The sequence below is a fragment of the Streptomyces sp. NPDC058092 genome (assembly GCF_042884935.1).
Taxonomy (GTDB): domain Bacteria; phylum Actinomycetota; class Actinomycetes; order Streptomycetales; family Streptomycetaceae; genus Streptomyces.
Genome location: NZ_JBHVSY010000009.1, coordinates 214,076 through 231,073 on the forward strand (window position 1 = coordinate 214,076; position 16,998 = coordinate 231,073).

Here is a 16,998-nt window from a genome sequence, read left to right on the forward strand (position 1 = left end):
CTGTTGCTTCTTCCGGTTACTGGTTCTTGGGGCCCGGGACGGTGGTCAGCAGAGGTTTGGGCGAGGTCTCTCCGGGCGGGGCGCCGATCGCGCTGATGGTGAAGACGAGCGCGAGGGCTGCGGCCAGCCCGATGGCGGCGGCGACGAGGGCACGCATGCCGGTCCTCCCGGAGAGCACGGATCTGATGGGTCGTCAGGGTTGGGGCACCGTAGCAACGCGGGCGCGAGATGAGAACACCGGGCGCGGGATGAGAAGACGTGGAACAGCCCCTCTGCCGGGTGATGGCGGAGGGGCTGTCGTGACGTGCGGCCGGGCTGATCAGGCGGCGGGGGGCTCCGGAGTCTGTGATGCCTCCGGGGTCTGTGATGCCTCCGGGGCCGGCGGGGCCTCGACCTTCAGCTCGATGACGATCGTGGCTCCGCCCTCGGTGGTGAGGCGCAGCTTGTAGGTGCCCGCGGTGTCGTCGGCGTAGATCTTCGGGAGCTTCAGGGTGCCGTCGGGGCCGGTCCTCAGGTTCGTGAGGGTGCGGACCGTCTTGCCGTCCGCGTCCTTGAAGTACGGGCCCTTGTCGTTCTCGGCGGGCTCCGCCGCGTCGGTGATCATGGTGGCAGTGACGGCGACACCGTCGGCGACCGCGTCCTTGTAGGTGGCCTTGACCTCGACGGTGTCGGCGAACTCGGCGCCGGGCGCGGCGGTCAGGGCCTTGTCGTCGGACCTGGCGATCGCGTCGGCCCGGCGGGCGGTGACGGTCGCGCCGTAGGTGACGGGGGGCAGCGAGCGGCCGGTGGCGACGGCCCGCACCATGAACTTCCCCGTCTTCTCGCCCGCCTTCAGCACCGGGGCGGTGACCGTGCCGTCGGCCGCGGTGAGGAGGGTGACCGCGTTCTTCCCGCCGTCGAAGGCGGCGTCCGTGTCACCGGCGATGGTGAAGGTCACGGACACCCTGGCGAGCGGGCCGCCGAGGCTGTTCCTGGCCCGCACCCTGATCCGCTCGGCGAACGCGTCGCCCGCGGTGGCGGTCAGCGTGCCGGTGCCGGCGTTCTCCACGCCCGCGAGGGTCTGGGACGGCGGAGGCGTGGGCGGGGTCGGCTTCGGGGCCGGGCCGGTCGGAGTGCCGCCGCCCGGCTTCTGCGGCTTCGGCTTCCCGCCCGGAGGCGGGGTCGGGGTCGGGGACGGCGAGGCGCCGGGAGTGCTGGGGTGCGGGCTCGGGTCCGTACCGCCGCCGAGGCCCGGCGGGATCACGCCGGTGCCGTCGGGGATCTCGTGGGTGCCGCGCTTGTAGTAGTCGAACCAGGAGCGGACGGTACGGAGGTAGGCGTCCGAGTGGTTGTAGCTCAGGACCGCCCGGTCGAGATCCGTGGCGATGGACAGATCGCGGGAGCCGGCGCAGAGGTAGCGTCCGGCGGCGAGCGCCGCGTCGTAGATGTTGTTGGGGTCCTTGCGTCCGTCGCCGTTGCCGTCCTGGCCCCAGGTCGCCCAGGTGGACGGGATGAACTGCATCGGGCCGACGGCGCGGTCGTGCGTCGCGTCCCCGTCGTACGCCCCGTTGTCGGTGTCCTTGATCAGGGCGAAGCCCCGGCCGTCGAGGACCGGCCCGAGGATCGGGGAGAACGTGGTGCCGTTCGCGTCGACCCGGCCACCGCGCGCCTGGCCGGACTCGACCTTGCCGATCGCGGCGAGCAGCTGCCACGGCAGCCGGCAGGCGGCGTCGCTGCCAGCGATGGTCTGCTCGGCCTTCTTGTACGCGGCCAGGATCGAAGCCGGGATACCGGATTCCGCACTGCCGGTGACGGGCAGATTCGTGGACGTGCCCGGCTTGTCGGGCGTGTTCAGCGGTGGCAGGTCCGTGTAGTACGGCGAGTTGCCGGTGGCCGCGCCGTCGTCGGGCGGAGGTGTCGTTCCGGTGGACTGCGGGTCGCCGCTGCCGCCGACCAGCGGCGCACCGGGGGCCCCGGAGGCGGAGAGCGCCGCCACGGCGACGGCGGCCACAGCGGTGGTGGTCGCCCCCTTGCGAAGTCGGCGACCGAACTGCGCTGCCATACCTCTGGCCCCTCCCCTTCGACGGCTGTCCACGCTCCCCAGCGCCTGGACTCAGGCGACCCTACGGCAACTTGTGCCGCCGGAACACCGTGCACTGACCGGTTCTTACCTGATTTTCACGTTCCCGACAGCAAGTTGTACGGCGGTCGCCGGCCGGGTGACGGCGGCTCGCGCATACTTGCCGCCATGCCGTTCACCCTCAGTCATGCCGCCGCCGTGCTCCCGGGGATGCGGCGCAACGGAACGGCGCGCGGCCCGCTCCTCGCCTCGGCCCTCGTCGCGGGCTCGTTCGCGCCCGACATGACGTACTACGCGGATACCGCGATCCCGGGAGCCATGGAGTTCGGGCAGGTCACCCATTCTGTGTGGGGCGTGTGCACGGTCGATGTGCTGATCACCGGGGCCGTGGTGGCGCTGTGGCTGCTGCTGCGCGAACCGTTGGTGGCGCTGCTGCCGGGGGCCTGGCAGGGGCGGGTGCACACATTCGTACGGGGCCGGCGCGCACCCGGGCGCAGGGCGTGGGGTGTCCGGGACGGTGGGTGGTTCGCGCTGTCGGCCGTCATCGGGTCCGCCACCCATGTCGTCTGGGACGCCTTCACCCATCACGACCGGTGGGGTGTGCGGCTGGTGCCGGTGCTCGACGGGAACGTGGGGGGACATCCCGTGTTCCAGCTGGTGCAGTACGGCAGTTCGGCCGTGGCACTGGCCGTGCTCGCCTGGTTCACGGCGTCGGGGCTGCGGCGGACGGAGGCGCGCCCGGCCCCGTCGTCCGTGCCTGTGCTGAACCGTCGGGGCCGGTGGTCGGCGGGGGCGCTGCTGAGTGTCTGCGTACTGCTCGGTGTCGTACACCGGTGCGCACGCTGGTACGCGTACGTCGGGCACATCGACACCCCGCTGGACATCATCCCGACCGCCTGCTTCGGCGCCGGGGCGGGGCTGGCGGTGGGCCTGGTGCTGTACGGGGCGTGGATGCGGCTGCGGCGACCGCGTGCGTCCGTGCCCTCGGTCGCCGGACGGGCCTAGGAGGGTGCTGAACAAACCCCCGGGCCCGTGCGGCGCCGCCGCGTCAGTGCGCCGCGGACTCCCAGTCCGCGCCGACACCGACCGAGACATCGAGCGGGGCACGCAACTGCACGGCCGTGGACATCTCGTGGCGGAGGATCTCCTCCACCTGCGCGCGCTCGCCCGCGGCAATCTCCAGCACGATTTCGTCGTGGACCTGGAGCAGCATCCGGGACTTCAGCTTCGCCTCGGTCAGCGCCCGGTCGACATGGAGCATGGCGACCTTGACGATGTCTGCCGCTGTGCCCTGGATCGGCGCGTTGAGCGCCATCCGCTCGGCCATCTCGCGGCGCTGGCGGTTGTCGCTGTTGAGGTCGGGGAGGTAGCGGCGGCGACCGAAGACCGTCTCCGTGTAGCCGGTGGCCCTGGCCTCCTCCACCACGCGGTGCAGATAGTCACGCACTCCGCCGAACCGCTCGAAGTAGGTGTCCATCAGGCCGCGCGCCTCGCCCGCCTCGATGCTCAGCTGCTGGGAGAGGCCGAACGCGGAGAGCCCGTACGCGAGTCCGTAGCTCATGGCCTTGATCTTGCGGCGCATCTCCGGGTCGACGGCCGACTTGTCGACGCCGAAAACCTGCGAGGCGACCGTCGTGTGCAGGTCCTCGCCGGAGGTGAACGCCTCGATGAGGCCGGCGTCCTCGGAGAGGTGGGCCATCACCCGTAGTTCGATCTGGCTGTAGTCGGCCGTCATCAGCGTCTCGAAGCCTTCGCCGACGACGAAGCCCCGGCGGATGGCCCGGCCCTCGTCCGTACGGACCGGGATGTTCTGCAGGTTGGGGTCGGTGGAGGAGAGCCGGCCGGTCGCCGCCACCGTCTGGTTGAACGTGGTGTGGATACGGCCGTCGGCCGCGATCGTCTTGATCAGCCCTTCGACGGTGACCCGCAGCTTCGCCTGTTCGCGGTGGCGCAGCATGATGACCGGCAGCTCGTGCTCGGTCTGGGCGGCGAGCCAGGCCAGGGCGTCGGCGTCCGTCGTATAGCCGGTCTTCGTCTTCTTCGTCCTGGGCAGGCCCAGCTCGCCGAAGAGGACTTCCTGGAGCTGCTTGGGCGAACCGAGGTTGAACTCGCGGCCGACCGCGGCGTGCGCCTCCTTCACCGCCTGCTGCACCGCACCGGCGAACTGCTGCTCCATGGCTTCCAGATGGGCCCGGTCCGCGGCGATGCCGTGCCGCTCCAGACGGGCCAGCAGAACGGACGTCGGCAGCTCCATGTCATGCAGCAGCTCGGCCGCGCCGACCTCGGCGAGCCGGGTGGTGAACGCGTCCCCCAGGTCCAGGACCGCGCGGGCCTGCGTCATCAGGGCGTCGGCCTCGGCCTGGTCGTCCGCGCCGAAGGCCAGCTGCCCGTCGGACGCCGCCGCGGGGGCCAGCTCCCGGCCCAGGTACTCCACCGCCAGTGCGTCCAGCGCGAAGGAACGGCGGCCGGGCTTGACCAGATAGGCGGCCAGCGCGGTGTCCATCGTGACACCGTCGACCTGCCAGCCGTGCTCCGGGAAGACCCGCATGGCGCTCTTCGCGTTGTGCATGACCTTGGGCCGCTCCGCATCGGCGATCCAGGCGGCGAACGCCTGCTCGTCGCCCTCGCCGAGCTCCGCGGGATCGAACCAGGCCGCCGCGCCGCCGGCCGCGGCGAGCGCGATCTCGGTGACCGTGCCGGTGCCCAGCGCCCACGTGTCGACGGTGGCGACGCCGAGCGGCTGCCCGCCGTGCTCGGCGAGCCAGGGCGCCAGCTCGCCCGCGCCCAGCACCACGCCGTCCAGCTCGATGCCCGCGGCGGGCGCCGGGGTCTCCTCCTCGGCCGCGCCCGGGTCGACGGCCAGCAGCCGCTCGCGCAGGCTCGGGTTACGGATCTCCAGGACGTCGAGCACGCCGGTCACCGCGGTGCGGTCGTACGGCGCGCGCTCCAGGTCCTGCGGGGTCTTCGGCAGCTCCACGTCGCGGACCATCTCGGTCAGCCTGCGGTTCAGCCGCACCGCGTCCAGATGGTCCCGGAAATTCTGACCGGCCTTGCCCTTGACCTCCTCGGCGCGCTCCACCAGTTCGTCGAACGAACCGAACTGGTTGATCCACTTCGCGGCGGTCTTCTCACCGACGCCGGGGATGCCCGGAAGGTTGTCCGACGGGTCACCGCGCAGCGCCGCGAAGTCCGGGTACTGCCGCGGCGTGAGCCCGTACTTCTCCTCGACCTTCGCCGGGGTGAACCGCGTCAGCTCCGAGACGCCCTTCGTCGGGTACAGCACGGTGACGTTGTCCGTGATCAGCTGGAACGAATCCCGGTCACCGGTGACGATCAGCACCTCAAAACCTGCCGCCTCGGCCTGCGTGGCCAGCGTGGCGATGACGTCGTCCGCCTCGAAACCGTCGATCGCGAAACGGTCGGCGTGCATCGCGTCGAGCAGCTCGCCGATCAGCTCCACCTGGCCCTTGAACTCGTCCGGGGTCTTCGAGCGGTTCGCCTTGTACTCCGGGAACTCCTCCGAGCGCCAGGTCTTGCGCGAGACGTCGAACGCCACCGCGAAATGCGTCGGCGCCTCGTCACGCAGCGTGTTCGCCAGCATCGAGGCGAAGCCGTACACCGCGTTCGTCGGCTGCCCCGACCCTGTCGTGAAATTCTCCGCAGGCAGCGCAAAGAACGCCCGGTACGCCAGGGAGTGCCCGTCCATCAGGAGCAGGCGCGGTCGGTTGTCTGCCGTCTTCTTCGATGCCGTCTCAGCCACGCCCCCGATCCTGCCACGGACCACTGACAATCCCGACCGCACATGACTCCCCGGACGCTCCGCCGGGGCCGCGTGGCAGGATCGCGCGAGGAACACGTAACGCATCGATGCGTACGCGCATCGCGCACATGTGCATCGGCATCGCCTCAAAGAGGAGCGCACCATGGCCACGAAGCCGCCCGCGGGTGACCCGGTCCAGGACGCACCGCGGGTCGAACCCGCCCAGCACGCCGCCGCCGGACTGCCGGCCGTGGCCCACAGCCTGCTCATCGCCCAGCAGCAGATGGGCCTGCGGCGCACCGCGCAGACCCTCCTCAAGGTCAACCAGAAAGACGGCTTCGACTGCCCCGGCTGCGCCTGGCCCGAGGGCGACAAGCGGCACACCGCGGAATTCTGCGAGAACGGCGCCAAGGCCGTCGCCGAGGAGGCGACGCTGCGCCGCGTCACCCCCGACTTCTTCGCCGCGCACCCGGTCGCCGATCTCGCCTCGCGCAGCGGGTACTGGCTGGGCCAGCAGGGGCGGATCACCCAGCCCATGTACCTCCCCGAGGGCGCCGAGCGGTACGAGGCGGTGACCTGGGAGAGCGCCTTCGGCATCATCGCCGAGGAACTGGGCGCACTCGACTCCCCCGACGAGGCCCTCTTCTACACCTCGGGGCGCACCAGCAACGAGGCGGCGTTCCTGCTCCAGCTGTTCGCCCGCGAATTCGGCACCAACAACCTCCCCGACTGTTCCAACATGTGCCACGAGTCCTCCGGCTCGGCACTCGTGGAGACCATCGGCATCGGCAAGGGCAGCGTCTCCCTGGAAGACCTCCACCAGGCCGACCTGATCATCGTCGCCGGACAGAATCCCGGCACGAACCATCCCCGGATGCTCTCCGCCCTGGAGAAGGCCAAATCGGCGGGCGCGAAGATCATTTCGGTGAATCCGCTGCCCGAGGCCGGCCTGGAACGGTTCAAGAACCCGCAGACCCCGCTCGGCATGGTCAAGGGCGCCGCGCTCAACGATCTCTTCCTGCAGATCCGTATCGGCGGCGACCAGGCCCTCTTCCGGCTCCTCAACAAGATGATCCTCCAGACCGAGGGCGCCGTCGACGAAACCTTCGTACGGGAACACACCCACGGCTACGAGGAGTTCGTGACCGCGGCCCGCGAAGCCGACTGGGAGCAGACCCTCGCCGCCACCGGCCTCGACCGCGGCGCCATCGAAGAGGCCCTCGCGATGGTCCTCGCCTCGAAGCGCACCATCGTGTGCTGGGCCATGGGCCTCACCCAGCACAAGCACTCCGTGCCGACCATCCGCGAAGTGGTCAACTTCCTCCTGCTGCGCGGCAACATCGGCCGCCCCGGCGCGGGAGTCTGTCCCGTCCGCGGCCACTCCAACGTCCAGGGCGACCGCACCATGGGCATCTTCGAGCGGCCCCATCCGGCATTCCTCGACGCCCTCGACAAGGAATTCGGGATCACCTCTCCGCGCCACCACGGCTACGACGTCGTCCGCTCCATCGAGGCCCTGCGCGACGGCGACGCCAAGGTCTTCTTCGCCATGGGCGGAAACTTCGTCGCGGCCACCCCCGACACGGAAGTCACCGAGGCCGCGATGCGCCGCGCCCGCCTCACCGTCCACGTCTCCACCAAGCTCAACCGCTCGCACGCCGTGACCGGCACCCGCGCGCTGATCCTGCCGACACTGGGCCGTACCGACAAGGACGTCCAGGCGAGCGGCAAGCAGTTCGTCACCGTCGAGGACTCCATGAGCATGGTCCACGCCTCGCGCGGCAACCTCACCCCGGCCGGCCCCCATCTGCTCTCCGAGCCCGCCATCGTCGCCCGCCTCGCCCGCGCCGTCCTCGGCCCCGGATCGACCACCCCCTGGGAGGAGTTCGAGAAGGACTACGCGACGATCCGCGACCGCATCTCCCGCGTCGTCCCCGGCTTCGAGAACTTCAACGCCCGCGTCGCCCGGCCCGGCGGCTTCACCCTCCCCCACGGCCCCCGCGACGAACGCCGCTTCCCCACCACGACCGGCAAGGCCAACTTCACCGCCGCACCCGTCGAGTACCCCGAACTCCCCGAAGGCAGGCTGCTGTTGCAGACCCTGCGCTCGCACGACCAGTACAACACCACGATCTACGGCCTCGACGACCGCTACCGCGGCATCAAGGGCGGCCGCCGCATCGTCCTGGTCAACCCCGAAGACGCCCGCGCACTCGGCCTGGCCGACGGCGCGTACACCGACCTGGTCGGCGAGTGGAAGGACGGCGTGGAGCGCCGCGCCCCCGGCTTCCGCGTCGTGCACTACCCGACGGCCCGGGGCTGCGCCGCCGCCTACTACCCGGAGACCAACGTGCTGGTCCCCCTCGGCTCCACGGCCGACACCAGCAACACCCCCGCCAGCAAGTCCGTCGTCGTGCGCTTCGAGAACATCCAGGGGCGGGCCGGCCAGGAATGATCCGTACCCACAACCCACTAAGCGTTCGCTCAGTCTTCTGATAAGAACAATGCATACAGCAATAAGCCTGTGAACCACCGCAGACGATCGGAGCCGGACCCCATGGGCGAGCACACCACACCCAAGTTCCCCCAGGAGATCATCGACGAGTACGCCGCACTCGGCGTCGACCTGCCCGCCCTCTTCTCCGCCGGCCACCTCGGCGAGCGCATGGGCGTCACGGTCGTCGAAGCCTCCGCGGACCGCGTCGTCGGCACCATGCCCGTCGAGGGAAACACCCAGCCGTACGGACTGCTCCACGGCGGCGCCTCCGCCGTCCTCGCCGAGACCCTCGGCTCGATCGGCTCCATGCTCCACGGCGGCACCGCCAAGCTCGCCGTCGGCGTCGACCTGAACTGCACCCATCACAGAGGGGTACGCAGCGGCCTCGTCACCGGTGTCGCCACCCCCGTACACCGCGGCCGCTCCACCGCCACCTACGAGATCGCCATCACCGACGAGCACGACAAGCGGGTCTGCACCGCCCGACTCACCTGCATGCTCCGCGACGCGCCCCGGCCCGACGCCGCCTGACCGACCGAAACACACGCACCACACCACTGCCCGGCCGGACCAGAATCCGGCCGGGCAGCGCCATTTCCGCCCACAACCACCCACACATACAACACAGTTGAGCAACCGGATCCGCCAACACCCTTGACCGCGCACTCCGTTATATGGCCCACTCAGCACTCCCCGCACACCACACCGCGTCGACCACATCGACCCAGATGTAACACTGCGTAACAAGCGCACCATGCGCAAACGGCTCCACGCAGCACCCCGAACCCGGCCCCACCGCCGCCGGGCACCTCGTCGCGCCCGCACGAACCCCTCCCCGCCCCCACCGCGCGACAGCAGCAAGATCCACCCAAGCCCCTTAGCAGAGCTGCGCGTTCTCACCATGCGGTCACTTCATCCGACCGGCAAAAAACCGTACATGTCAACACAGCCACCTCAAGCCTTGCTCAAAGGCATAACAAGACAGTCACATCCTGCGGCGGACCCATCCCGGACCCCCACACCTGCGCCTAGAGTCACCGCCAGTCACCGCGCCGCCGGGCGCGTCTGCAGCACGGCCCTGTACCAACCAGTACGGCCCGGCGAACGACACGGCACCTCAAGCAGAGGAGGCCGCGCCAGGGAAAGGACCTTTCGTGCGACACCGTTCTTTGCTCATCCTCACCACAGTGCTCACCACAGGAGCACTGACACTCACCGCCTGCGGGTCGCGCGACGACAGCAAGAAGAGCAGCAGCGGCGACACCCAGACCGTCGTCATCGGCGTCGACGCGCCCATCACGGGCGACCTGTCCGCCCTCGGCCTCGGCATCAAGAACTCCGCGGACCTCGCCGCCAAGACGGCGAACAAGGAAAAGACCGTCCCCGGCATCAAGTTCGAGGTCAAGCCGCTCGACGACCAGGCACAGCCCTCCGTCGGCCAGCAGAACGCCCAGAAGTTCATCGACGACGACACCGTCGTCGGCGTCGTCGGCCCGCTGAACTCCGGCGTCTCCCAGTCGATGCAGAAGCCGCTCAACGACGCCTCCCTCACCCAGGTCTCCCCCGCCAACACGGGCACCGAACTCACCCAGGGCGAGAACTGGAAGACCGGCGACAAGAAGCGCCCCTACAAGACCTACTTCCGCACCGCCACCACGGACCAGATCCAGGGCGCCTTCGCAGCGAAGTACCTCTTCAACAACGCGAAGATCAAGCAGGTCTACCTCATCGACGACCAGAAGCCGTACGGCGCCGGTCTCGCCGCCTCCTTCAAGGCGACCTTCACCACCCTCGGCGGCAAGATCGTCGGCACCGACCACGTCAACCCCGACGACCGCGACTTCAACGCCGTCGTCACCAAGGTCAAGAAGTCCGGCGCCAAGGCCGTCTACTACGGCGGCGAGTACCCCGCCGGCGCACCCCTGAGCCAGCAGCTCAAGGACAGCGTCAAGATCCCCCTCATGGGCGGCGACGGCATGTACAGCGCCGACTTCATCAAGCTCAACAAGAAGGCCCAGGGCGACATCGCCACCTCCGTCGGCAAGCCCGTCGAGGAACTCGACTCCGCCAAGAAGTTCATCGCGGACTACAAGACCGCCGGATACAAGGACGCCTACGAGGCCTACGGCGGCGGCACCTACGACGCCACCTGGTCGATCATCGAGGCCGTCAAGCTCGCCGTCGCCGAAAACAACGGCAAGCTCCCCGACAACGCCCGCGTCAAGGTCCTCGAAGCCATGAGCAAGGTCAAGTTCGACGGCGTCACCGGCCCCGTCTCCTTCGACGAATACGGCGACACCACCAACACCATGATGACCGCCTACCAGGTCGACGGCGGCAAGTGGACCTCCAAGCTCAGCGAGGCCTACAAGCCCTGACCCCCGCAGCCGCAGGCCCTCCCGGGCCCGCACCGAACTGACACCCAGACCGCGCGGGAGCGCTACCAGCGCTCCCGCGCGGTGCCATATCCGAACCACTCCACGGAGGCCCTGCGGTGAACGAACTGCCGCAACAGCTGGCCAATGGACTCATCCTCGGCGCGATGTACGGTCTCATCGCGATCGGCTACACGATGGTCTACGGAATCATCCAGCTCATCAACTTCGCCCACGGCGAGATCTTCATGATCGGAGGCTTCGGAGCTCTCACCGTGTACCTCTGGATGCCGGCCGGTGTCTCCCTCCTCGCAATCATCCCAGTCATGATCATCGGCGGCGTCATATGCTCCGTCGCCGTCAGCACAGCCGCCGAACGCTTCGCCTACCGGCCCCTGCGGGGCGCCCCCCGACTCGCCCCGCTCATCACCGCGATCGGACTCTCCCTCGCACTCCAGCAGGCCATCTGGAAGTGGTACCCCGACGCCAAGAAGGACCGCTCCTTCCCCCAGTTCAAGGGCGAAGCGATCGACATCTTCGGCGCCCACATCCAACGCGGTGACCTCTTCGTCCTCATCACGGCACCCATCTGCATGCTCGCCCTCGGACTCTTCGTCTCCAAGACCCGCACCGGCCGCGGCATGCAGGCCACCAGCCAGGACCCCGACACCGCAAAGCTCATGGGCATCAACACCGACCGCATCATCGTCATGGCCTTCGCCATCGGTGCCGCGTTCGCCGCCGTCGCCGCCGTCGCCTACGGGCTCAAGAACGGCCAGATCGGCTTCAAAATGGGCTTCATCATGGGCCTCAAAGCCTTCACCGCAGCCGTACTCGGCGGCATCGGCAACATCTACGGCGCCATGCTCGGCGGCGTCGTACTCGGCATCGCCGAATCCCTCGCCACCGGCTACATGAGCAACGTCCCCGGCATGGAACTCTTCGGCGGCGGCGCCTGGAAGGACGTATGGGCCTTCGTCCTCCTCATCATCGTCCTGCTGCTCCGCCCCCAGGGCCTGCTCGGCGAACGCGTCGCGGATCGGGCGTGATACGGATGACCACCAACCACACCACCACACCCGGGGCCGCCCCCTTCCTCGCGATCCCCGCAGCCGCGGCCCGCATCGCCACCCTCGCAGGCGCCGCAGTCGCACTCGCCGGCACCTTCCTCGCCTGGACCTGGACCAGCGACTTCCCCGGCGACCTCACCGTCACCGGCTACCCCGGCGGCCTCCAGGTCCTCACCCTCATCAGCGCCGCACTCACCCTGCTCCTCGCGCTGTCCGGATACGACATCCGAGGCCTCCGCTGGCTCACCCCCGGCGGCACCAACAGCCCCGTCCGCCTCCTGGCACTCGGCACCCTCGGCACCACCGGCTACAGCATCGGCGCCATCGCCTACGACCTCGGCGGCGTCGTCAACCTCGAACCCGGCGCCTGGGTCAGCGGCATCGGCGCACTCATCGCCGCCGTCGCCGCACTCGGCCTCCCCGGCGACCAGCCACTCACCGGCACCGCGACCACCGCCTGGCAGCGCTTCCGCAACAGCCTCGGCGCCCCACCGGCCCGCCGCGCCGAACCCCTCCCCTCCTGGGCCGAAATCCTCATCATCGCCGTAGCCTTCGGCATCGGCCTCTACATCTTCAGCTACGGAATCGACACCGACTACGCCGAACTCTTCATCGGCTTCCTCATCACCGTCGGCTTCGCCTTCACCGCACTCCACCGCGCCGGACTCGTCTCCCGCGTCACCGCACTCACCACCAAGCACCGCAACGTCACCCTCGCCGCCGCCCTCGTCGCAGCCGTCTGCTTCCCGTTCACGCAGCAGAAGGAGGAGTACGCGCTCATCGGCGCCAACATCCTCATCTTCGCGACCGTGGCACTCGGCCTCAACGTCGTCGTCGGCCTCGCCGGCCTCCTCGACCTCGGATACGTCGCCTTCCTCGGCGTAGGCGCCTACGCCGCCGCCCTGGTCTCCGGCTCCACCATGTCGGCCATCGGCGTCGAATTCCCCTTCTGGGCAGCCGTACTCACCGGCGCCGGAGCCTCGCTCGTCTTCGGCGTCCTCATCGGCGCCCCCACCCTGCGACTACGCGGCGACTACCTCGCCATCGTCACCCTCGGCTTCGGCGAAATCTTCCGCCTCACCGTGAACAACCTCAACGGCAACAGCGGACCCGACCTCACCAACGGCTCCCAGGGCATCCCCAGCATCCCCGACCTCAACTTCTTCGGATTCGACTTCGGACTCAAGCACGACATCCTCGGCTTCAACCTCGGCAGGTCGGCCAACTACTACCTGCTGATGCTCGTCTTCACCGCCGTCGTCGTCCTCGTCTTCCGCCGCTCCGGAGAATCCCGCATCGGCCGCGCCTGGGTCGCCATCCGCGAAGACGAAACCGCAGCCACCGCCATGGGCATCAACGCCTTCCGGCTCAAACTGCTGGCCTTCGCCCTCGGCGCCACCCTCGCCGGCCTCGCCGGAACCGTCCAGTCACACGTCAACTACACCGTGACACCCGAGCAGTACCAGTTCGCCGGCTCCGTACCACCCAACTCCGCATTCCTCCTCGCCGCCGTCATCCTCGGCGGCATGGGAACCCTCAGCGGACCCCTCGTCGGCGCCGCACTGCTCTACCTCATCCCGGCCAAGCTCCAGTTCATGTCGGACTACCAGCTCTTCCTCTTCGGCGTCGCACTCATCCTCCTGATGCGCCTGCGCCCCGAGGGCCTCGTCGCCGACCGCAGGAAGCAGCTCGAATTCCACGAGACCGACCAGCTCGACGTACCGGAGCCACGGCAGTCCGAAGAAACCGGCGCCGGCATCGCCAAGGCGGGGGCGTGACCACCATGACCACCACGAAAACCGCCACCACCGTCCTCGACGCCAACGGCGTCACCATGCGCTTCGGCGGCCTCACCGCCGTACGCAACGTCGACCTCACCGTCAACGCGGGCGAGATCGTCGGCCTCATCGGCCCCAACGGCGCCGGCAAGACCACCTTCTTCAACTGCCTCACCGGCCTGTACGTCCCCACCGAGGGCAAGGTCAGCTACAAGGGCACCGTCCTGCCGCCCAAGCCCCACCTCGTCACCCAGGCAGGCATCGCCCGCACCTTCCAGAACATCCGGCTCTTCGCCAACATGACCGTCCTGGAAAACGTCCTCGTCGGACGCCACACCAGGACCAAGGAAGGCCTCTGGTCCGCCCTCCTGCGGCTCCCCGGCTTCACCAAGGCCGAACACGCCAGCCGCGAACGAGCCATGCAGCTCCTGGAGTTCATCGGCCTCCAGGACAAGGCCGACCACCTCGCGCGCAACCTCCCCTACGGAGACCAGCGCAAGCTGGAAATCGCCCGCGCACTGGCCAGCGACCCCGGACTCCTGCTCCTCGACGAGCCCACCGCCGGCATGAACCCGCAGGAAACCCGCGTCACCGAAGAGCTCATCTTCGCCATCCGCGACCAGGGCATCGCCGTCCTCGTCATCGAGCACGACATGCGGTTCATCTTCAACCTCTGCGACCGCGTCGCCGTCCTCGTCCAGGGCGAGAAACTCGTCGAAGGCACCTCCGACGTCGTCCAGAGCGACGAACGCGTCGTCGCCGCCTACCTCGGCACCCCCTTCGAAGGCGCCCCCGGCGCCGAAGAAGTCGCCGAGGTCGAAGCCGCCGAAGCCGTCGCCACCAAGTCGGCCGACGCCGTCGCCGCCACCGACACCAACAGCACCACCGAAACCGACAGCACCACCGGCACCACCGGCACCACCGGCACCGAGGAGGAGGACGCCCGATGACCGCACTACTGGAGGTCGAGGACCTCCGCGTCGCCTACGGCAAGATCGAAGCCGTCAAGGGCATCTCCTTCACCGTCGAAGCCGGCCAGGTCGTCACCCTCATCGGCACCAACGGTGCGGGCAAGACCACCACCCTGCGCACCCTCTCCGGACTGCTCAAGCCGGCCGGCGGCCGCATCACCTTCGACGGCCAGCCACTCGCCAACATCCCGGCCCACAAGATCGTCGCCCTGGGCCTCGCCCACTCCCCCGAGGGACGCCACATCTTCCCCCGGCTGACGATCACCGAGAACCTCCAGCTCGGCGCCTACCTCCGCAGCGACAAGGCAGGCATCGAGAAGGACATCCAACGCGCCTACGACCTCTTCCCCATCCTCGGGGAACGCCGCAAGCAGGCCGCCGGAACCCTCTCGGGCGGCGAACAGCAGATGCTCGCCATGGGCAGGGCCCTCATGTGCCGGCCCAAGCTCTTGATGCTCGACGAACCCTCCATGGGCCTCTCCCCGATCATGATGCAGAAGATCATGGAGACCATCGTCGAACTCAAGGCCCAGGGCACCACCATCCTGCTCGTCGAGCAGAACGCCCAGGCCGCACTCTCCCTCGCGGACCACGGCCACGTCATGGAGGTCGGCAAGATCGTCCTCTCCGGCACCGGCGCGGACCTCCTCCACGACGAGTCCGTCCGCAAGGCCTACCTCGGCGAGGACTGACCCCCTCCCGCACACATGAAGGAGGCCCGCACCCGGCTGACCGGGTACGGGCCTCCTTCACATGCGCGTACGCGCGTACGGGCTACTCGGCCGCCTTCTTCTTCTCCTCGGCGTCCTCGATCAACGCCTCGGCAAGCTGCTGCATCGACAGCCGGCGGTCCATCGACGTCTTCTGGATCCACCGGAACGCGGCCGGCTCCGACAGACCGTAATCCGTCTGCAGAATGCTCTTCGCCCGGTCCACCAGCTTCCGCGTCTCCAGCCGCTGCGCGAGGTCGGCGACCTCACCCTCCAGCGCCTTCAGCTCCGCGAACCGCGACACCGCCATCTCGATGGCCGGCACCACGTCGCTCTTGCTGAACGGCTTCACCAGATACGCCATCGCCCCGGCGTCCCGCGCCCGCTCCACGAGATCGCGCTGCGAGAACGCGGTGAGCATCAGGACGGGCGCGATGGACTCCTCGGCGATCTTCTCCGCGGCGGAAATCCCGTCCAGGACCGGCATCTTCACATCGAGGATGACCAGGTCCGGCCGGTGCTCCCGGGCGAGCTCGACGGCCCGCTGACCGTCCCCGGCCTCGCCGACGACCGCGTAGCCCTCTTCCTCCAGCATCTCTTTGAGATCGAGACGGATGAGCGCCTCGTCCTCCGCGATGACGACGCGGGTCGTCAGCGGCGGAACGTGCGACTTGTCGTCGTCGGCTGCGGGCTGGGGCGACTCGGGCGTGGTCACGGGGCTCCTCGTTCAAGACAGGGGTACTGCTGCCAAGAGCCTACCTAGCTGCGGTAAGGTAGACGCTCAGCGGGTCGACGGAAACCTTCGATTCAGCGAGCCCCGGTAGTCCAATTGGTCAGAGACAATGGATTCAAAACCCATCCAGTGTCGGTTCGAGTCCGACTCGGGGCACTTTTCCTTCGATTCCAAGGCCACCAAGGAATTGTAGAACTTCACATGAACGTGTGAATGCTGGCCTATTCCGCCTGTGAGTCGTCGAGACCAGGACAGGCTCAGCCGTGTGTACGACCTTGATACGCGGAAGCGCGCCCTCGCACTCATCGCCCAAGGCTTCAGCCAGAACTCCGTAAGCAAGCAGACTGGCATTTCACGCGCCGCCATCCGTTCGTGGACGACACGAATAGAACCCCTCGGTTGGAACAGCGCTGCGGACTGCCCAAGGTGCGGCGACATACCGAACGATCCTGAAGACCCCGCCGCTTACGCCTACTTACTGGGCCTCTATCTCGGCGACGGCTGCATCAGCTCGGGCAGAAGGGGCGTGTACTTCCTCCGTATCGCCTGCGCCGATGCCTGGCCCGGCCTCATCGACGCCTGCGCCGAAGCCATGCAGATCGTGCGTCCCGGAAACAAGGTGTCGCGGGTTCAGCGTCAGGGCTGTCAGAACGTGACGTGCCACAGCAAGCACTGGCCCTGTCTCTTCCCCCAGCACGGTCCCGGCAAGAAACACGACCGCCAGATCGCTCTCGAACCCTGGCAGCAGAGGATCGTGGATGCCCGCCCATGGGAGTTCATCCGCGGTCTCATCCACTCCGACGGGTGCCGCATCATCAACTGGACCACGAAGCTCATCGGTGGCGAACGGAAGCGCTACGAGTACCCCCGGTACTTCTTCACCAACAAGTCGGACGACATCCGCAAGCTCTTCAGCGACACGCTCACCGCTGCCGGAGTCGAGTGGGCCCACTGCACCCGTGCAGGCAAGGGTTACAACATCTCCGTCGCCCGACGGGCGTCCGTCGCTCTCATGGACGCCCACGTCGGGCCGAAGTACTGACGA

General features: G+C 68.6%; 13 protein-coding genes and 1 tRNA gene. 10 read left to right on the forward strand and 4 right to left on the reverse strand.

Features of this window, described 5'->3' with window-relative positions; translation table 11 throughout:
- Positions 1 to 16: 16 nt before the first annotated feature.
- Positions 17 to 157, reverse strand: a complete 141-nt coding sequence (locus ACFVV1_RS17630; RefSeq protein WP_266745573.1) for an SPW_0924 family protein — start codon at positions 155 to 157, stop codon at positions 17 to 19.
- A gap of 162 nt (positions 158 to 319) precedes the next feature.
- Positions 320 to 2,041 carry a lytic transglycosylase domain-containing protein gene (locus tag ACFVV1_RS17635; RefSeq protein ID WP_389990094.1) on the reverse strand — a complete coding sequence of 574 codons (1,722 nt, stop codon included), beginning with the start codon at positions 2,039 to 2,041 and terminating at the stop codon, positions 320 to 322.
- A 186-nt stretch (positions 2,042 to 2,227) separates the two neighbouring features.
- Between ACFVV1_RS17635 and ACFVV1_RS17640 the strand changes: the two genes are divergently transcribed.
- Positions 2,228 to 3,064, forward strand: a complete 837-nt coding sequence (locus tag ACFVV1_RS17640; protein ID WP_389990095.1) for a DUF4184 family protein — start codon at positions 2,228 to 2,230, stop codon at positions 3,062 to 3,064.
- 43 nt (positions 3,065 to 3,107) lie between these two features.
- On the opposite strand, the gene polA is transcribed toward ACFVV1_RS17640, so the two are convergent.
- On the reverse strand, positions 3,108 to 5,819 hold the full coding sequence (polA, locus tag ACFVV1_RS17645; protein ID WP_389990096.1) for a DNA polymerase I: 2,712 nt from the start codon (positions 5,817 to 5,819) through the stop codon (positions 3,108 to 3,110).
- Between the two features lie 163 nt (positions 5,820 to 5,982).
- Here polA and ACFVV1_RS17650 point away from each other — a divergent pair, with 163 nt between their 5' ends.
- The 7 genes from ACFVV1_RS17650 (at position 5,983) to ACFVV1_RS17680 (ending at position 15,202) form a co-directional block, all read left to right on the forward strand.
- Positions 5,983 to 8,274: an FdhF/YdeP family oxidoreductase gene (locus ACFVV1_RS17650; RefSeq protein ID WP_389990097.1), complete on the forward strand. Its 2,292-nt coding sequence runs from the start codon at positions 5,983 to 5,985 to the stop codon at positions 8,272 to 8,274.
- A 102-nt stretch (positions 8,275 to 8,376) separates the two neighbouring features.
- On the forward strand, positions 8,377 to 8,847 hold the full coding sequence (locus ACFVV1_RS17655; protein WP_389990098.1) for a PaaI family thioesterase: 471 nt from the start codon (positions 8,377 to 8,379) through the stop codon (positions 8,845 to 8,847).
- A 638-nt stretch (positions 8,848 to 9,485) separates the two neighbouring features.
- A complete protein-coding gene (locus ACFVV1_RS17660; RefSeq protein ID WP_389990181.1) occupies positions 9,486 to 10,694 on the forward strand; it encodes a branched-chain amino acid ABC transporter substrate-binding protein in 1,209 nt (402 codons plus the stop codon).
- Positions 10,695 to 10,810: 116 nt separating this feature from the next.
- Positions 10,811 to 11,740 (forward strand): branched-chain amino acid ABC transporter permease, encoded by a 930-nt coding sequence (locus tag ACFVV1_RS17665; RefSeq protein ID WP_389990099.1) that lies wholly within the window; start codon positions 10,811 to 10,813, stop codon positions 11,738 to 11,740.
- 5 nt (positions 11,741 to 11,745) lie between these two features.
- Positions 11,746 to 13,539, forward strand: coding sequence for a branched-chain amino acid ABC transporter permease (locus tag ACFVV1_RS17670; RefSeq protein ID WP_389990100.1), 1,794 nt, complete (start codon positions 11,746 to 11,748; stop codon positions 13,537 to 13,539).
- A complete protein-coding gene (locus tag ACFVV1_RS17675) occupies positions 13,536 to 14,489 on the forward strand; it encodes an ABC transporter ATP-binding protein (protein ID WP_389990101.1) in 954 nt (317 codons plus the stop codon). The genes ACFVV1_RS17670 and ACFVV1_RS17675 overlap by 4 nt, the downstream gene beginning before the upstream one ends.
- Positions 14,486 to 15,202 (forward strand): ABC transporter ATP-binding protein, encoded by a 717-nt coding sequence (locus ACFVV1_RS17680; RefSeq protein WP_389990102.1) that lies wholly within the window; start codon positions 14,486 to 14,488, stop codon positions 15,200 to 15,202. Before ACFVV1_RS17675 ends, ACFVV1_RS17680 begins: the two co-directional genes overlap by 4 nt.
- Positions 15,203 to 15,284: 82 nt before the next feature.
- On the opposite strand, the gene ACFVV1_RS17685 is transcribed toward ACFVV1_RS17680, so the two are convergent.
- A complete protein-coding gene (locus tag ACFVV1_RS17685) occupies positions 15,285 to 15,935 on the reverse strand; it encodes an ANTAR domain-containing response regulator (RefSeq protein WP_389990103.1) in 651 nt (216 codons plus the stop codon).
- A gap of 99 nt (positions 15,936 to 16,034) precedes the next feature.
- Here ACFVV1_RS17685 and ACFVV1_RS17690 point away from each other — a divergent pair.
- Positions 16,035 to 16,109 (forward strand) — tRNA-Leu (locus tag ACFVV1_RS17690).
- A 109-nt stretch (positions 16,110 to 16,218) separates the two neighbouring features.
- Positions 16,219 to 16,995 carry a transcriptional regulator gene (locus ACFVV1_RS17695; protein ID WP_389990104.1) on the forward strand — a complete coding sequence of 259 codons (777 nt, stop codon included), beginning with the start codon at positions 16,219 to 16,221 and terminating at the stop codon, positions 16,993 to 16,995.
- The last annotated feature ends 3 nt before the right edge of the window (positions 16,996 to 16,998 follow it).